Source organism: Alkalihalobacillus bogoriensis ATCC BAA-922 (assembly GCF_000621445.1).
GTDB classification, from domain to species: Bacteria; Bacillota; Bacilli; order Bacillales; family Bacillaceae_F; genus Bacillus_AO; species Bacillus_AO bogoriense.
In genome coordinates, this window is sequence record NZ_JHYI01000018.1 from 100516 (window position 1) to 116038 (window position 15523).

Below are 15523 nucleotides of genomic sequence, written 5' to 3' on the forward strand. Positions count from 1 at the left end.
TTTTAAGTCTATTTCAAGGGGATACTATTAAGTTAGTACTTAAATAATATTACCGCTCGAAAAAGGAGAGCTTTATTTCAAATAAGGCCATTGCTCATCATCCCAATACAAAGGTCTTATTTGTAATGTCGGCTTCCCTTCCTCTAAGGCATCATAGGCATGATTGACGAGAATCGATGAGTCACCTGATAAGAAAACCGCACAATGTCCTGGACCAATCCAGCGCTCATCTCCTGCATCAAGTAACGTTCCTCCTCCTTCCATCATAGAAGTACCGTCTTTATCAACATATGGACCGACGATTTCCTTCGAACGTCCCACAACGATATTGTATGTACTATCGACTCCACGACAGCAAAAATCAAAGGATACAAATTGATAATAAAAGCCGTTGCGATATACGATGAAAGGTGCCTCAATCGTATTCGGTTCTTCTTGTCGACTCGAGATAGATAGGAGTTCTGCCCCTTCTTGCGGCTTCATCGTTTCAGGATCCAACTTAATTAATTTATTTCCTGACCAGAATGATCCAAAATTTAGCCAAGGCTGTCCTTGATGATCCACGATTAAGTTTGGATCAATCGCATTAAAGTTATCGTCAGCTGTTGAATGAATCACATATCCTTCATCTTTCCACTCATAATCAGGATGGTTCGGGTCAATTGTTTTGTTCGTTACTAGCCCTATCGCAGATGTATTCTTACCAAACGTAGAAACTGAATAGTACAAATAATACATTCCATTATAATAAGAGATATCTGGCGCCCAAAGACTATCTTCTTCTTTTTCAGGAACATACTCTTTACTCCATTCTGGTAAACTTTCAAAAATTGAACCTTCCGCCTTCCAATTCGAACCATCTTTTGATGATTTTATCTGAACACCACGCCCTGTATGGAACACATACCAGCAATCGCCTTCTCTAGAAATAACCGGGTCGTGTGCCCATAATTGACCTTTCAAATCCCAGTCTATTTCGTAAAAGTTAACGCCCTCAAATGGTTTTGAATTAAACATAAGAATATCCCCTTCCTTGGTTAGTCATTAATATAAACATTAATTAAATTTGGTAACGCTTCCAAATCCAACACTACTAATCTAACTTTCATATCCCCTCCTAGAATAACTTCTCCTCTAGTACAATTCTGCATAATCGATAAAACCATCACTATACTATCCTTATCATAACTTTAACTAAAAAATTATTCAATTAATATTTATACTAATAATAAAAGGAATCATCACTACTATATTGCAATGTATAGTGCGTTTTTTTTTTACACAAAAAAAGAGCCTTTCATCAAGACGAAGACTCTAACAAACGTTTACATTCATTAAATTTACACTTTAGTTCCTATCCCCCACTCCGACTTTCTGAAAAGATCTCATGGTTGGAAGCCGTATCATCAACAGCAACCTTTTGCCCACATTAATCAAACGTGAATGTAATTTTTTTAATCGGATTCCCGCTTTGATGTTCGGAAGTAAAAATAATACGAGACTTCTGATACACATCTTTTAAAATCAAATGGTGTCCTTCGTTATCCGACTTTTTTTCATACGTGTATTCTGAAGAATATTCCCACACTTCTGGATCATTGACGTAGACATCAATGACTTCATTGAAATCATAATAAAAGCTCTCTGCTTTACTTTCATTTATAACAACTTTAGATAATTCAGTTCCTTCTTTATTCAAGTAATACGTTGAGTCGACATATTCAAATTGCATCCCTTCTGTAGTTTCGTTTTCAGATATAGGGTAACCATATCGTTCAATTAAATAATATCTATCTGTATTAGACCTAATAAACAAAGGCGATTCAAAATACAAATCTGTAAATGCAATTCCCTCATTGTTCTGCACTATCTCATGATTTACATTCTTTAGACGGGTGCCCACAAGTAATGACGTGTCTTTCGAATGAAATCCAACTTGGCTCAATTCAGGGGCATTCACCATGTTAAATATGTAAATACTATTTCCATCTCCATCTTCATATTCGTCTACATATTTTGGATTTCCTTTATCATTAGACAGGAAGGCTTTTGCTTCTTCAACCGTAAACTCAATATCCAGCCCTTCTAATTGAGTACTCTCCCAATGATGTAGCTTCCATATATCCTTATCTTTAACAAACTCAAACTCCCACTTATAACCACTTAATATACCCGCTGCTGGTTCAAATGCCGTTATTTTTAACTGCTCATCATTTTGTTCAAAAGCAAATCGAACTTCTGTGTTAACAAGAGGTCGAAATGAACCACATTTACAATAGTATTCTTTTACAAAATCGCTCAAAATAATAGAAGAAAATTCATCGGTAACCATGTTTTCTACTTGATTTTCTATTAAAATATAATCTGGACTTTTAGTTTGTCCCCATGAATGTTCCATTCCAATCATATCAAGTTTACTAAATAAAGAATCTAACGTGCCGTTGACAATCTCTTTAGCTTCTTCCTCACTCAGCACTTTTGGTGTTTCTTCCACATTTTCAACAGTTTCTATATCAAGACTCTTATCTTTTAGACTATCTGAACTGTGAGTAGAATTAGATTGGCAACCAACTATCATACTACCAATGATTACACTTACTATTGATAAACGAAAAATAGGATTCATTCAAATTACCCTTTCCATTTGGTTATTGATTATTTAACTACTATTATACAATTTAATAAGGGATTTTTGCCCTAATTTGTTTTTCATTCCCACGATTTCTTTTTTTTAATGGAAAATAAGCCAAATAAAAAAATAGAAAACTCGTCATGTTCATATAATTCAAGCTGAGTGTGGTTTAAGAAATTATAAGAACCCCCATATTCAACATCTATTTTAACTCATTATTTTTTTCTTACAGTCATCCAAGTCTATATTTTATTCTCTTTACTTGCAAGTGTTTCTAGACCTTCTTATTAATAATAATGATAGTATCGCCATCGACTATCCAGTGTACCATTGGGGCTTGGTTTATTTATGCTTGTGGTCGGGCGGTCATCGATTATTTAACTTCTCTATTAAATCTCTATAGCATTCCTCTATTAAACCTTCATTTCCATTGTAATAAGGTTCTGTTCCGAATTTGTAAAGAGAATAAGCATATGCATGAATGATATGTTTTGCATCATAAACGTGATGAAGTTCTTCATCTCTTGCTTTGTTTTTTACTAAATTAATATTTTGGGTTTCCATTAGAGTGTTTTTTGACTCAAGAAGAGATGAAGTATCGATATTCGGCTTTAAAGTATCATCTTCAATTATTTTTTCAATGCTCAATATTATATTTTCTAAGTTCTCTTTTAAAACATATTCATCAGCCTCTTGATTTTCTGATAAAACTTCAAGTAAATCCAGGGTTAATAATAAATCATTCCGAAAGTTAGCATAAAAGTTTCCTGCTTCTGCGTTTTTTGTTTCAAACTTAAATGTTGCCAGCAATAAAGTGAGAATAATAGCCGCTACAATCATAAATCCAAGGTTTTTCCTGCTTTTCATAAAAATAACCTCCCCATAGTCGTTTCAATCTCTGAAAAGGTCCGTATAGTGGATATGTGATTCCTCACAGTCACTAATAAGGACCGACAACTATAGCCTAGGCTACACGAATAGACTATTTGAAACAATATAAAATTCACTTTCCCCAGAAAAAATGTTCTAAAGAGGATTCACTTTTAAGACTTGCTTTCCAAATTTCCTTAACACTCTTGATAAAATCCAAATACTCTTTCTAATTATTGGTGGTTATTGAGCCTTCTGAAAGTTTTGCATCTTCATTATCATAATATGAAATATCTACTTTCTACATTTTTAAATGTACAGTATATATCTCCTATTTCCTTGTCCGGTCCCCGTAACACAACCACGGTACTCTGTACATAATATTACAACATTCCGATTTAAACACAAATTAAACTAAAATGGTAACTGGCTCAATACAACACTTATCCATTCAAAATTTCCTTCACTCTACCAACAATTCCACTTTCAAGCTTTACTTTTATACCATGAGGATGAGTCGCTGAATTTGTCAGTATATTTGCGACTATTCCTTCCGTTAACTCCCCAGAGCGCTGGTTTTGTTTTTCTACGATTCTCACTTTGGAACCTGGCTTTATATGATCTCTTTTTGTTCCAGTCATTTTCTATTACTCCTTTGTCCTAAATTTATGTTCTATTAGGCGTTTTTACTTATATTAATTTCTCTTCGATGCTGACAAACGTGACTTTTAGCAGTCTCTATTGATTTTAGCATATAAAAAAAGGACCCTATAATAGAGTCCTTATCGTACTTATGCTTTGTTTACGTTTGTTGCTTGAAGTCCACGTTGACCTTGCTCTGTATCAAAAGTTACACGTTGACCTTCTTCTAGACTTTTAAATCCTTCGCCTTGGATCGCTGAGAAATGTACAAATACATCGTCTCCACCTTCGATTTCAATAAAGCCAAATCCTTTTTCTGCGTTAAACCATTTTACTGTACCTTGTTGCATGTTTGTTTCCTCCTGTGTGGACTTACTCCACGATTTATTACTATTGATGTTCAAATAGATATCAAAGGCGAGAGTTTAAAACTTTTCTTTCCCTGTATACCGAACAAAAATAACTTCTTTAACAATAACAGATATAATTACGAATAGCAAATCGTTAGTGAAATTATTTATTGCATTTATTGTCTCTGAACAAAACCACATGGGGTACGGAAGTATAAATTACCCAGCTGTTCGGTGTCATAGTTGCGGATATACAGGTGTCATTCATGATAAATGTCCAAAATGCGGAACTGAGAATGAAGAAAAAATAGGATACATGCCAATTCATTAAATAGATGTGACAGGAATCCACTTTTTTAATCCCTGCTCTTTTTAGAACTGTTTACAATACGTATGCCCTTTTAAAATAAAAACCCCCTAAGCTCTAGCTTAGGGAAGAAACCACTTTACAAGTAAGCAACGGGGGGTTCATTAGGAAGTAAGGGCTCGTTTCTCTTTTATGAAGCTGGTGTTGCATGAAATTAATTAAATACTTTACAGATACTTAATATCTGTAATTAAACAAAAAATAATCAGTTATTCCTCTTTCTTTGCAATAATCATATAAAGAGCTTCTGCCGGAAATAATTTCTCTTTCACCTTAAATCCTGCTTCCTTCATTTCTCGCTCCATTCCTTCCAACGTAATTCTCGGAGCTTTCTTTGAACTTCCTTTTGGTTCAAGCTCCAGACAAATGAGATATCCATCTTTTTTCAGTAAATGTTTCATTTGCTGTAATACCGGTGCAAGTGGCTTTATTTCATGCAATACTAAAGATGCAATGATTATATTGATAGAGTCTTCACGTAAAGGAAGGGCCTCTAAACTTCCATGGACTGGGACAATGTTTGTGAGCTGTTCCTTTAAGGCTTTTTCCTTTATAATTTCAAGCATGGCTGTGTCGGTATCCAAAGCGTATACGTTGCCCTTTATCGTTTTTGCTGTAGGAATAGAAAAATAACCAGTTCCGGCACCGAAGTCCAATACAGTGTCATTTTCTTTAAATGGGATTATTTGAAGTAGCTGTTCTGGGGAAAATTGTTTTCTCCGTTCAGGACTTTCCAAATATGTTACTTTTCCTTTGTTGTGCTTTCCATGTGAATGTTCCATATTACTCCTCCTTTTTTTTGCTGTTTTTTTAATTGTGCTGTTTCTCGTCGTTAAACTTTTCTTCTATTAGGTCTGCATTCACAGCAATGGCAGCCATAGACCCTTCACCCGCTGCCAATATTAATTGGGTGGGGCCAGCAATTCGCGTATCTCCACAAGCATACACCCCTTCAATGTTCGTCCGTTTCCAGTTGTCCGTTTCAATTCCGCCCTGCTCGTTTAATGTGTATTCGAGCGAGTCAAAAGAAGCAGCCTGTATCCACTCTGCAGTTATAAATCCTCCTTCACGGTTTACTTCTGTTTCATCTTCCAGCTGAATTTTTTCCAACATCCCCTCTTCACCAATGAGAGTGACAATCTTCTTATCATTAATCCGGATGCCTTTACTTTTTAGCAATTCTTGTTCTTCTTGAAAAAGTACATTACTGCCGTTCGTAAAAATAATTACGTCATCTGTCCAGTTGGATACAACTTTTGCCATATGAAATGCCTTTTTATCATCTGCAATCACCGCTAGCGGACGATCTCTTAATTCCCAGCCATCACAGAAAGGACAACTAAATAGGCTCTTGCCATAGAACTCTTTTACCCGTGGGATTTCAGGAAGAACTTCCTTAAATCCTGTTGCAAGAATGACCTTCTTGGCAGTAAATACTTCTCCTTTCTCTGTTTCCACCTGGAAGAATTCATTTTCCTTATTTATGCGATACACTCGTTGTTTTTCAATCGTCACGTCCGGGTACTTGCTTAATTCTGCCTGGGCGATCCTTTTGAATTCCTGCGGATGGATACCGTCCCTTGTGATAAATCCATGGGATTCGGAAGTCACCGCATTTCTCGGTTTGTTGTCATCGAACAGGATCGTTTGGCGTCTTGATCTGCCAAGTACTAAAGCAGCATTCAACCCAGCCGGTCCTCCACCAATTACAGCACAATCTACCATCATCTTGTTCACTCCTCAAATAATCATTTTATTTTTTTGCTAGTTTCTGTAGGGATTCTGCTTCTTTTGCAATATCAATCAGCAACTTTGAGGCCAGTTCATCTTTCATATTTTCCTCTGCCTGCCTCATGACGCTCTCAATCAAACAGCCTTCATGATGAATGGTGCAATCAAATAGGCTAGTCTCCCCTTCAATCGCATGAATCACATCTAAAAAAGATATTTCATGCTTTGTTCTTGAAATTTTGTAGCCTCCCTTCGCACCAGGCGTAGACTCGATTAAACCCGCTTTCGTAAGTTTAGTTAATACTTTAGAAAGGTACGTCGGGGAAAGATGTTGCATTTCAGCTAATTCCTGCACTCCCACCGAACTCCCGCTAGGCTGCAACATTAGATGTATCATCGTATGCAGGGCATAATTGGTCGCGTTTGAATACTTCATACATAACCTCCTCACTTTAAAAAGATATTAAAGACTCATAATATCTATAATATAGGTAAATTTATCACTAGACTTGAACGAAGTCAAACTTTTGGCTTTAATATTTTTCTTTACTACATATAAGGAAAAGAGCAATCCCTCTCTGTAAAGGATTACTCTTTTCCTTAATAAAATGTATTTCACTATTTTTCCGTTTAATGCTAAACAAACATGTTAGTAGTCAATAGCACTCCACGTGTGATTTAAGAGTCTTTTGATACTGATAAATCTAATAGTCGTCATTACAGATTCGTTTCTATCGTCTTACAACACTAGCAATAAGCGAAATAATAAACAAGACGACGAAAATATAAAAGATAAATTTAGCAATCTCAATTGCTGCACCAGCTATTCCGATAAAGCCGAAAAAAGCGGCAATAATTGCAATGATAAAAAATATGATTGACCATCTTAACATTATATCCACGCCTTTCTTTGTTTGTATATATAAATACCCACCTTATTAAAGCGTAAACATAAGTGTTTATATTTTTATATGTCCGACTTTTTTAGTTGATGAACGTTGAAAAAACTTTCTCTTCCAAATCCTATATTTCTTATTCAAAGAATCGTTTTTTTATACTATGAGTAAAAAGGTAGTGTGTTAGTTGAAAGTTCCATGTAACAAAATTTGTAATAGTTGCAAGAAATCAATCTTCTATAGCATCGATCATGTTTTGTATCCAACCCGGCAAAAAGTTCACCTACTTTCTATTTCAATTCAAGATAAATAACCTCATTATCCGAGTTGTTCCTGCTTATTGTTTTTAGTTGTAAAATTCCTTCGAAAAGTTCGTTTGGAATGGCCAGTATTACATCTCCTTCTGTTTCGGAATTTCTGCCCATACGACGTTCTAATGTTGCCTGTTGCAGCTGATAATTAACAACTTCGTTAAGTATTGGATCATTATTAAAAAGAATTTGGCTATTTTTATCTAAGATGAAGGCTTCAAGTCGTTGTGTAGCTGTTTCACTCTCAAGAGCGTGTGACATAGAGATTATCACTTGTTTGTAATCGTTAATTAAATCTAGGTTCATGTTTTGAATTTCACGATCATAACGATCGATGAAATCAATTACTGAACTCTCTGTAAACTTAGTTACTTCTATTGACTCAATTGTACGAGTAAATATTGCATCATGTCCTGAGCGATAATTTTCATCTGTATAAATTTGTACGGGCAATTCAACTGACTCATATTTCCTAATAACCGATGTTTCTTCTTCATCACTACTAGGATTTGTCTTACTGTCATTTGAACAAGCGGTAATAAGCGATATACTTAACATCGCAATCGCCAATTTGCGGTATTTCATCATGTTCCCTTCTTTCTCGACTTTTTTAGCAACTACACAAGAAGATATTACCAGAAAAAAATGGAAATTTCTCACCTTTTAAAAAAAAAAAACTTTATTCCTATATTTTACCAAAAGGTATGAAAGTCAATTAACCATAATTCCTATTTGTCTGTTCCAAACGCCTCTAGAGTGTAGATATTAAAAAAACCTCAAGTGAACAATACTTAATACAACAAAATATTCAACATACGTAAAGCGAATACTTTGTTGAATGAGAAGGAAATGATATCTCATACTTTTGTATTTTTTAATTTGTAAGGAATAATAAATAACAAAAAGAATTACTAAATTTATAAAGTTCCATCTAATTTATTTGATAAAATAGATGTTAATTTTTAACTTATACAAAGCTGATTCCCCACGGACCATGCTCGCTCTGCTCTTCAGTAAGCCACTACTCTCATGAGCTACTCCTATTGCCAATTCACCAATACTCTTCAGCTTACCATAACACCTTTTTTCCTTTGTTTGTAAAAATATAACGATACACATAACAAACCATCACTATTAGGTAAACTTTTGCTTCGACGATCGTATTTGAATATAATGTTTGGATTTCAGCAGGTCGCAGTACTTGTTCTTTGTATACTTTATTAAACAGGTGATATATTTCTGCATCTATTTCACTTGGCAACGTATCACAAAGACATTTACCTACAGCTCTTCTTTTGGATTCTCTATTATTGCTTCAGCAGCTCTATTTATAAATCAAATTCCACTTTCAAGTACGGTTCAAAGACCACTCAACAATCAGACCCTGTTCACTTTACATATTACAAAAAATTTACAAATCATCTATATCCAAAACTAATGGCATTAGTTATAATATACTTAAAACTAATACCATTAGTTTTAATGCCGATTTATATAAGGAGTGGAAAAAATGAATCAGACTGCTGGTCCAACGTTACAAGAAACGCTGAACAAAGCAACACCATTGAAACCTGTTTTACGTCCTATCGCTGTTCTCTCACTATTTTTGTCTGGGATTTTATTCTTTTTGTATCCGGCACTTCGACCATTTTCAGACGAGGCAACATTGCAAGGTGCCGCTGCCTTTGCTTCAAATGCTTGGATGCTTTCTCATGTTTTAGGGATTATCGCTTTTCTGTTATTGCCTTTAGGATTAATAGGGTTATATAACACAATAGAAAATAACAAAGCACGAAAAGTAGCGTTAACTGGAGTACTTTTAAGCTATTTAGGGATGGGATTCACTTTGCCGTTTTACGGTGCTGAGGTATTTGCGCTTTCGGTCATTGGTCAAAAAGCACTTCTTCAACAAAGTGCTAGTGTTCTAGAACTAGCAAATGCGATTCGATTTGGTCCTGGCTTTCTAATGATTTTCCTTGGGCTCATGCTGCTTGCGCTCGGTACTATCCTGATTGCAATTGCCATCTGGAAATCCCAAACGATGACAAAATGGACTGGGATGCCGCTTGCAGTTGGAATTGTTTTATATCTTCCCCAATACCTTGCCTCACAACCACTTCGAATCGCACACGGTCTGCTGATTGCAATCGGTTGTATTTGGATTGCCGTTGAGATATGGAAGCACCGGACATATGAGAAGTAGTCGACCAACCTGCAAAACAGACGACTGTCATTATCGGGCTCAAAGGAGAAAAATAGGTATAGGCAAGCAAATTCGATTTGGTTAAAAGACGGAAACAGACCAAAACATACTAATAAAAAAAATATTTAGATATGTTCTTATGTTGTCCCGATGAGTTTACGAAAGCGTGGGTGTTCCGAAAGAATAGAAGATCTTAGCCTTTTAACAACAGGATGTTGCGATGAAAAAAAATCATCTTTTGAATTGTAAAGTTCAATTAATTCTCCTTTTTCAAGTACACCTATACGGTCAGAAATGGAAAAAGCCACTTTAATATCATGGGTAATAAAAAGATACGCTAAACCGAAGTCCTGTTTCAATTTCTCTAATAATTGTAAAATTAAGCCTTGTGTTACCATATCCAAACTACTTACTGATTCATCAAGAACAATTAACTTTGGATTAAGAGCGATCGCTCTAGCAATGTTTATTCTTTGTAGTTGTCCGCCACTAAATTGATGTGGATATTTTTTTAAATCCTTTTCACTTAATCCCACTCTTTCTAAAAGCTCAATAATTCTTATTCTTTGTTCTCTTTTTGTTAATTTTTCATAGTTTTCTAGTGGTTCACTAATAATATGTTCAGCTGTCATCCGCGGGTTAACTGCTGAATATGAGTCTTGAAATACAACTTGTAAATCACGACGTAGTTTTTGTTGTGTTGCTTTCCCTATATTATATATATCATATCCTTGAAACAAAACTTGACCTTGTTGTGGAGGTTGAATTCCGAGAATTACTTTTCCTAAAGTACTTTTTCCGGCTCCGCTTGTACCTATTAAGCCCAAACATGTTCCCTCTTCAATAGTAAAGGAAATATCATTAAGAACTTTATTTGATAGGGTGTTTTCTTTAAATAGTTTCTTAGAATTAAAGCTAAGGTGTACTTGTTTTACCTGTAATAAGCTCAATGGTTTCACCTTCCGAGTATGTAATCGGTAATCACAACATATAAGTATATGGTTGTTTCTCAGAATATAAGGTCGGCCTTGTTCTTAATAACTGCCTCGTATACTCGTGTTTTGGGTTATCAAATAATTCTAACACATTTGCTGATTCAACAATTCTACCATTTTGCATTACAATACAATCATCAGCCATCTCTGATATAACTCCTAGATCATGAGAAATAAGTAAAATCGCGGTTCCATATTCCGTACGTATTTTATCTAATAATCGCAGTACTAATAACTGGCTATGAAGATCAAGGGCTGTAGTTGGTTCATCAGCAATAATCACAGAAGGTTGTAAGCATGCTGCGATAGCAATCATCACTCGTTGAAGCATTCCGCCACTTAATTGGAAAGGGTAGCTTTTTAATAACTTATTGGGGTTTTCCAAATTCACACTTTCCAAGACATCCATCGCAAGCTCTTTTGCTTGCTTTTTAGTTAATGACGTATGAGATTTAATTGTTTCAATAAATTGATGACCAATCGTAAAAACAGGAGTAAATGCATTCATCGGGTTTTGCATAACGAAAGCAATATCTTTCCCGCGAATTTTTCGCATTTCTTTGTTTTCAAGGCCATTTAATTCCTTTCCTTCTAGAGTAATACTTCCCTTGATTTGCAAATTATTTTTATCATGTAACTGTAGGATGGACATACTTGTAACGGTTTTACCACAACCACTTTCCCCAACAAGGCCTAGAATTTGACCTTTTTTCACCTCAAAATTAATATCCTGTATAAGTGTGGAAACACCTTTGCTTGTGGCTACATGCACATGCAAATCTTTCACACATAAAACATCTCTTTCATTTGAATTCATCATTTAACAATCCTTTTCATTAGCGACGTTTAACCCCAAAACGTTCAGATAGTGACTCCCCTAATAAATTGAAAGTAACAACCACTAACATTATCATTAATCCTGGGTAAATCATTAAAGCTGGGTGTGTCCGAATATAAGATTTCCCTTCATGAATCATCGCCCCCCATTCCGGTGTAGGTGGTTGCACTCCTAACCCTAGAAATGACATGGAGGATAAACTCATAATCGCCCATCCCATTTCAAGTGTGCCCATTACCGCTAGTGGTGGGAGAACATTAGGAAAAATATGTTTCTTTACAATGGTCCAAGTAGAAGATCCACTGATTTTCGCAGCCATAATATAGTTTCGTTCTTTCAGGCTTAATACCATTCCACGTATTATCCTAGCGTAATAAACCCATTGTACAAGAATTAGCCCTAATACAACTTGTTTAAGACCCGCCCCCCAAATTCCTACAAAACCAAGAACAAACAAAAGACTTGGAATTGCCATTAGAGCATCACCGAATCTCATTAACAATTGATCTATCCAACCACCAAAATACCCTGCAAGAATTCCGATAATCAAACCAATGCTTAATGCTGATATAAAAATAATTAAAGCATACCCTAACGAAATTCTTGCACCATGTAAGATACGTGAAAATGTACATCGACCTAAATGATCTGTTCCTAATGGATATGTTAGAGAAGGTTGTTGTAGTTTATGAACTAAATTGACTGCAATTGGATCATTCGGTGCAAGCCAAGGAGCAAAGATAGTAATAAACAATAATACACACAAAATAACTGAACAAATGACAATCACTTTTTGACTTTTTAATTTTTCACGGAACGTTGCTATCATTGAAACTGTCTTCCTTTTCTAGATATGCGTGGATCAATATACATTTGGATTAAATCGACAATTAAGTTACTTATTAAAAATAGGGCCGCCGCTAACAGCACATAACCTTGGATCACAGGAATATCACGATTAAAAACAGCATCTATAAAATACCGTCCAAATCCTGGCCATGAAAAGACGACCTCCACAATAATCGCTCCGGTCATTAAGTTCCCTAAATTCATTCCAAGTCCAGAAATCATCGGAGAAATGGCAATTCGAAGTACATGTTTTCCCATGATAATTTTTTCAGGAAGTCCTCTCGTTCGGGCAAAAAGCACATACGACTCTTGTAAGTTTTCAAGAACACTTGCACGTAGTAATCGGGTATATAAAGCGATTAAAGGGAATGCCAGTGTAATTGAAGGTAAAACTAAATGTTCCCAGGAGCCTTTACCCTCAACTGGGAATAGGTCTAGTTTTACAGAGAAAAAGAAAATAAATAAATATCCAAGCCAAAATGATGGAATGGATGCACCAATAAAAGAGAGGAATCGACTAAAATGGTCAATTCCACTATTTTTCTTTATTCCTGCTAAAAACCCCAAGGGAACACTTATTAAAATAGCTATGAAAAGACTCCCTACTGTTAACTGGATCGTCGCTGGCATTCTAGAGGAAATTTCCTCCCATACTGGTTTATTCGTAACATAAGATATACCAAAATCAAGTTGGCATATTTTAATAATGGCATTCACATATTGGGTTAGGAGAGGTTGGTCTAAACCAAACTCATGTCTTTTTTGTTCCAACATCTCTTCTGTTGCTTGAATATGAGCTGCGGCAAAATATGCTTCAGCAGGATCCACTGGTGATAAATTAATCATTGTAAATGTTAGTAATGTCGCCAAAAGAAAAATTGGAACAATCATAAAAATCCGTTTCAAGACATAAGTGCCCATGAATACCTCTCCAGTCTCTTACTCGTTTACGCTAATTCCTGTAAACGGATGTTCATCCCGGTTAGCAGGAAATGTAAAATTAGAAATATCACTTTGATAAATAGCTATTTGTTTAATATACGAAATAGGTACAATCGCACCTTGTTCTTGTAATGAGCTTAATATTGTAGTATATAATTCTTGGCGTTCAGCTTCATCCGTTGTTTGTTTTACTTTAGTAATGTCATTTAATAGATCCTCTTTATTAGGGTAAGCTGAAATAGCTTCACTAAATCCAAAACCTTCTGTAGAAATGATATTTACGAAGGTATGTGGATCATAAGGAGACCCGTAGTTGCTAAAGAAGTTCATATGGAAATCATTTGCTTTGAATCTTTCTACTTGTGTTGTAAGTTCCACTCCAACAATATTTAAACTAACCCCTAGTCCTGCCCACTCAGATTGTAATGTTTCAGCCATTGTTTTTTGAATGGATTCAGCAGAATTATACATTAATTCAATTTCTAATAGTTTCCCATCTTTTTCTCGAATGTTTTTTCCTTCTGGCAACTTCCATCCTGCTTCATCTAATAATTCTTTAGCTTTTTCAACATTATAATCAACCGCAGTTACATTCACTTTTGAAGTGTAAGGATAATTTGTTGGTAAGAGATAGTCAGCCTTTTCTTCCAACCCAGATGTAACGCCTTCGACCATAGCTTGTTTATTAAATCCAAAATGTAATGCTTGACGAACACGCTCATCTGAAAGCTGTTCAGTATTTGTATTCATAACTAACTGCCTAGTAGCAACAGGCTCAGAAACGCTAGTCTCATAGTTTCCTGTTGATTCTAATTGGTTAAAAGAATCAATATTAATAACGCCTTCACCATAAATGAGATCTAAATCTCCTTTTTCAAAAGAAAGTACTCGTGTTTCAGCATCTGGAATGACTTTAACAGTAATTTCCTCCACAGAAGGTAGTTCACCCCAATAATTATCATTACGTATAAAAGTAGCATATTCATCTACTTTATAATCTTCCAAAATCCACGGTCCTGTTCCAACTGGATGAACTACACCTTTTGAAGTATCACCATCTTCTGGAAAGCCCGCTTCACCAAGGAATCGAACTGGACGGACGACTGCTAACTCCTGGATAGTAGGGTAATAGGCTTCAGTTAATGCTAATTTGAAATTATACTCATCAATGATTTCTATTTTATCAATCTTTGATATTACTCCTAACCAACTATGAGTATCTTTATTTGCTAATATGGGATCAAAGTTCTTCTTAACAACCTCTGCATTGAAATCTGTGCCATCAGAAAATTTAACACCTTTTCGCAAAGTAAAGATGTACTCTTTCCCATCTTCAGAAATATCCCATGACTCTGCTAGATGGGGCTTTAATTCTCCTCCGTCATGATAGCTAACTAAAGGTTCATACACCATAGATTGTGCAAATAATTGTGATGGATTATAAATATGTGGATTCATTTCACCAATGTCTCTTGGCCAAGCAAATGTAATCTTGTTATCACTTACCTGTGTAGAAGGTGAATTATCAGTTTCTACAGTTTCATTTGAACAACCAACTAAAGCGAATAATAGAATAAGTGCCATCATTAAAAATTGTATATACTGTTTTGAGTTTGGCATATGTAATTGTTCCTCTCCTAAATGATATTGAAAACTATTATCAATAGTAATTCCTGCCTAATACTTTGTCAATCATAATTTTATACAAACATATCGTAGACAAAGGGTAACCACCGCCATCTGGTCGTGCCAATTAATTGGAGAAGAAAATAAATGAATTTATACTGAGGAAATGGTTGACGCACAAAAAAATTCCGACAAACAAATCGTTTGACGGAACATATACTTTCATCAACCTGTCAATGAGTGCAACTGATTCAAAGTTACATAATTAGTG

At 35.3% G+C, this 15523-nt stretch carries 18 protein-coding genes; 2 read left to right on the plus strand and 16 right to left on the minus strand.

What is annotated here, in order from left to right:
* Positions 1 to 72: 72 nt before the first annotated feature.
* From T323_RS0108920 to T323_RS0108945, 5 genes are all read right to left on the minus strand, one after another.
* Positions 73 to 1017, minus strand: a complete 945-nt coding sequence (locus tag T323_RS0108920) for an arabinan endo-1,5-alpha-L-arabinosidase (protein ID WP_026672969.1) — start codon at positions 1015 to 1017, stop codon at positions 73 to 75.
* Between the two features lie 412 nt (positions 1018 to 1429).
* Positions 1430 to 2626 carry a hypothetical protein gene (locus T323_RS0108930; protein ID WP_026672970.1) on the minus strand — a complete coding sequence of 399 codons (1197 nt, stop codon included), beginning with the start codon at positions 2624 to 2626 and terminating at the stop codon, positions 1430 to 1432.
* Positions 2627 to 2998: 372 nt separating this feature from the next.
* A complete protein-coding gene (locus tag T323_RS0108935) occupies positions 2999 to 3499 on the minus strand; it encodes a hypothetical protein (RefSeq protein ID WP_026672971.1) in 501 nt (166 codons plus the stop codon).
* 446 nt (positions 3500 to 3945) lie between these two features.
* The gene (locus T323_RS0108940) at positions 3946 to 4143 is read right to left on the minus strand and encodes a YwbE family protein (RefSeq protein WP_026672972.1); all 198 of its coding nucleotides are present in this window, start codon (positions 4141 to 4143) and stop codon (positions 3946 to 3948) included.
* A gap of 150 nt (positions 4144 to 4293) precedes the next feature.
* A complete protein-coding gene (locus T323_RS0108945; protein WP_026672973.1) occupies positions 4294 to 4494 on the minus strand; it encodes a cold-shock protein in 201 nt (66 codons plus the stop codon).
* A 157-nt stretch (positions 4495 to 4651) separates the two neighbouring features.
* Between T323_RS0108945 and nrdD the strand changes: the two genes are divergently transcribed.
* A complete protein-coding gene (gene nrdD, locus T323_RS28795; RefSeq protein ID WP_281175733.1) occupies positions 4652 to 4825 on the plus strand; it encodes an anaerobic ribonucleoside-triphosphate reductase in 174 nt (57 codons plus the stop codon).
* Between the two features lie 245 nt (positions 4826 to 5070).
* On the opposite strand, the gene T323_RS0108950 is transcribed toward nrdD, so the two are convergent.
* The 6 genes from T323_RS0108950 to T323_RS28800 form a co-directional block, all read right to left on the minus strand.
* On the minus strand, positions 5071 to 5643 hold the full coding sequence (locus tag T323_RS0108950; protein WP_026672974.1) for a class I SAM-dependent methyltransferase: 573 nt from the start codon (positions 5641 to 5643) through the stop codon (positions 5071 to 5073).
* A 28-nt stretch (positions 5644 to 5671) separates the two neighbouring features.
* Positions 5672 to 6589: an NAD(P)/FAD-dependent oxidoreductase gene (locus T323_RS0108955; protein ID WP_026672975.1), complete on the minus strand. Its 918-nt coding sequence runs from the start codon at positions 6587 to 6589 to the stop codon at positions 5672 to 5674.
* Between the two features lie 25 nt (positions 6590 to 6614).
* On the minus strand, positions 6615 to 7028 hold the full coding sequence (locus tag T323_RS0108960) for an Rrf2 family transcriptional regulator (RefSeq protein WP_026672976.1): 414 nt from the start codon (positions 7026 to 7028) through the stop codon (positions 6615 to 6617).
* A 295-nt stretch (positions 7029 to 7323) separates the two neighbouring features.
* Positions 7324 to 7485, minus strand: a complete 162-nt coding sequence (locus tag T323_RS28340) for a DUF1328 family protein (protein WP_026672977.1) — start codon at positions 7483 to 7485, stop codon at positions 7324 to 7326.
* A gap of 293 nt (positions 7486 to 7778) precedes the next feature.
* The gene (locus T323_RS0108970; RefSeq protein ID WP_026672978.1) at positions 7779 to 8384 is read right to left on the minus strand and encodes a hypothetical protein; all 606 of its coding nucleotides are present in this window, start codon (positions 8382 to 8384) and stop codon (positions 7779 to 7781) included.
* A gap of 484 nt (positions 8385 to 8868) precedes the next feature.
* Positions 8869 to 9060, minus strand: coding sequence for a hypothetical protein (locus T323_RS28800; RefSeq protein ID WP_026672979.1), 192 nt, complete (start codon positions 9058 to 9060; stop codon positions 8869 to 8871).
* Positions 9061 to 9309: 249 nt separating this feature from the next.
* Between T323_RS28800 and T323_RS0108980 the strand changes: the two genes are divergently transcribed.
* Entirely contained in the window at positions 9310 to 10002 is a 693-nt protein-coding gene (locus tag T323_RS0108980) for a hypothetical protein (protein ID WP_026672980.1), read from the plus strand.
* Positions 10003 to 10139: 137 nt separating this feature from the next.
* Here T323_RS0108980 and nikE read toward each other — a convergent pair whose 3' ends face one another.
* The 5 genes from nikE to nikA are packed head-to-tail and all read right to left on the minus strand — an operon-like array spanning position 10140 to position 15246.
* Positions 10140 to 10952: a nickel import ATP-binding protein NikE gene (gene nikE / locus T323_RS0108985; RefSeq protein WP_026672981.1), complete on the minus strand. Its 813-nt coding sequence runs from the start codon at positions 10950 to 10952 to the stop codon at positions 10140 to 10142.
* Positions 10953 to 10983: 31 nt separating this feature from the next.
* Positions 10984 to 11814: a nickel import ATP-binding protein NikD gene (gene nikD, locus T323_RS0108990; RefSeq protein ID WP_026672982.1), complete on the minus strand. Its 831-nt coding sequence runs from the start codon at positions 11812 to 11814 to the stop codon at positions 10984 to 10986.
* Positions 11815 to 11833: 19 nt separating this feature from the next.
* Positions 11834 to 12664: a nickel ABC transporter permease subunit NikC gene (gene nikC / locus T323_RS0108995; RefSeq protein WP_026672983.1), complete on the minus strand. Its 831-nt coding sequence runs from the start codon at positions 12662 to 12664 to the stop codon at positions 11834 to 11836.
* Entirely contained in the window at positions 12661 to 13605 is a 945-nt protein-coding gene (nikB, locus tag T323_RS0109000; RefSeq protein WP_026672984.1) for a nickel ABC transporter permease subunit NikB, read from the minus strand. The genes nikC and nikB overlap by 4 nt, the downstream gene beginning before the upstream one ends.
* 18 nt (positions 13606 to 13623) lie before the next feature.
* On the minus strand, positions 13624 to 15246 hold the full coding sequence (gene nikA, locus T323_RS0109005; RefSeq protein ID WP_026672985.1) for a nickel ABC transporter substrate-binding protein: 1623 nt from the start codon (positions 15244 to 15246) through the stop codon (positions 13624 to 13626).
* Positions 15247 to 15523: the final 277 nt, after the last annotated feature.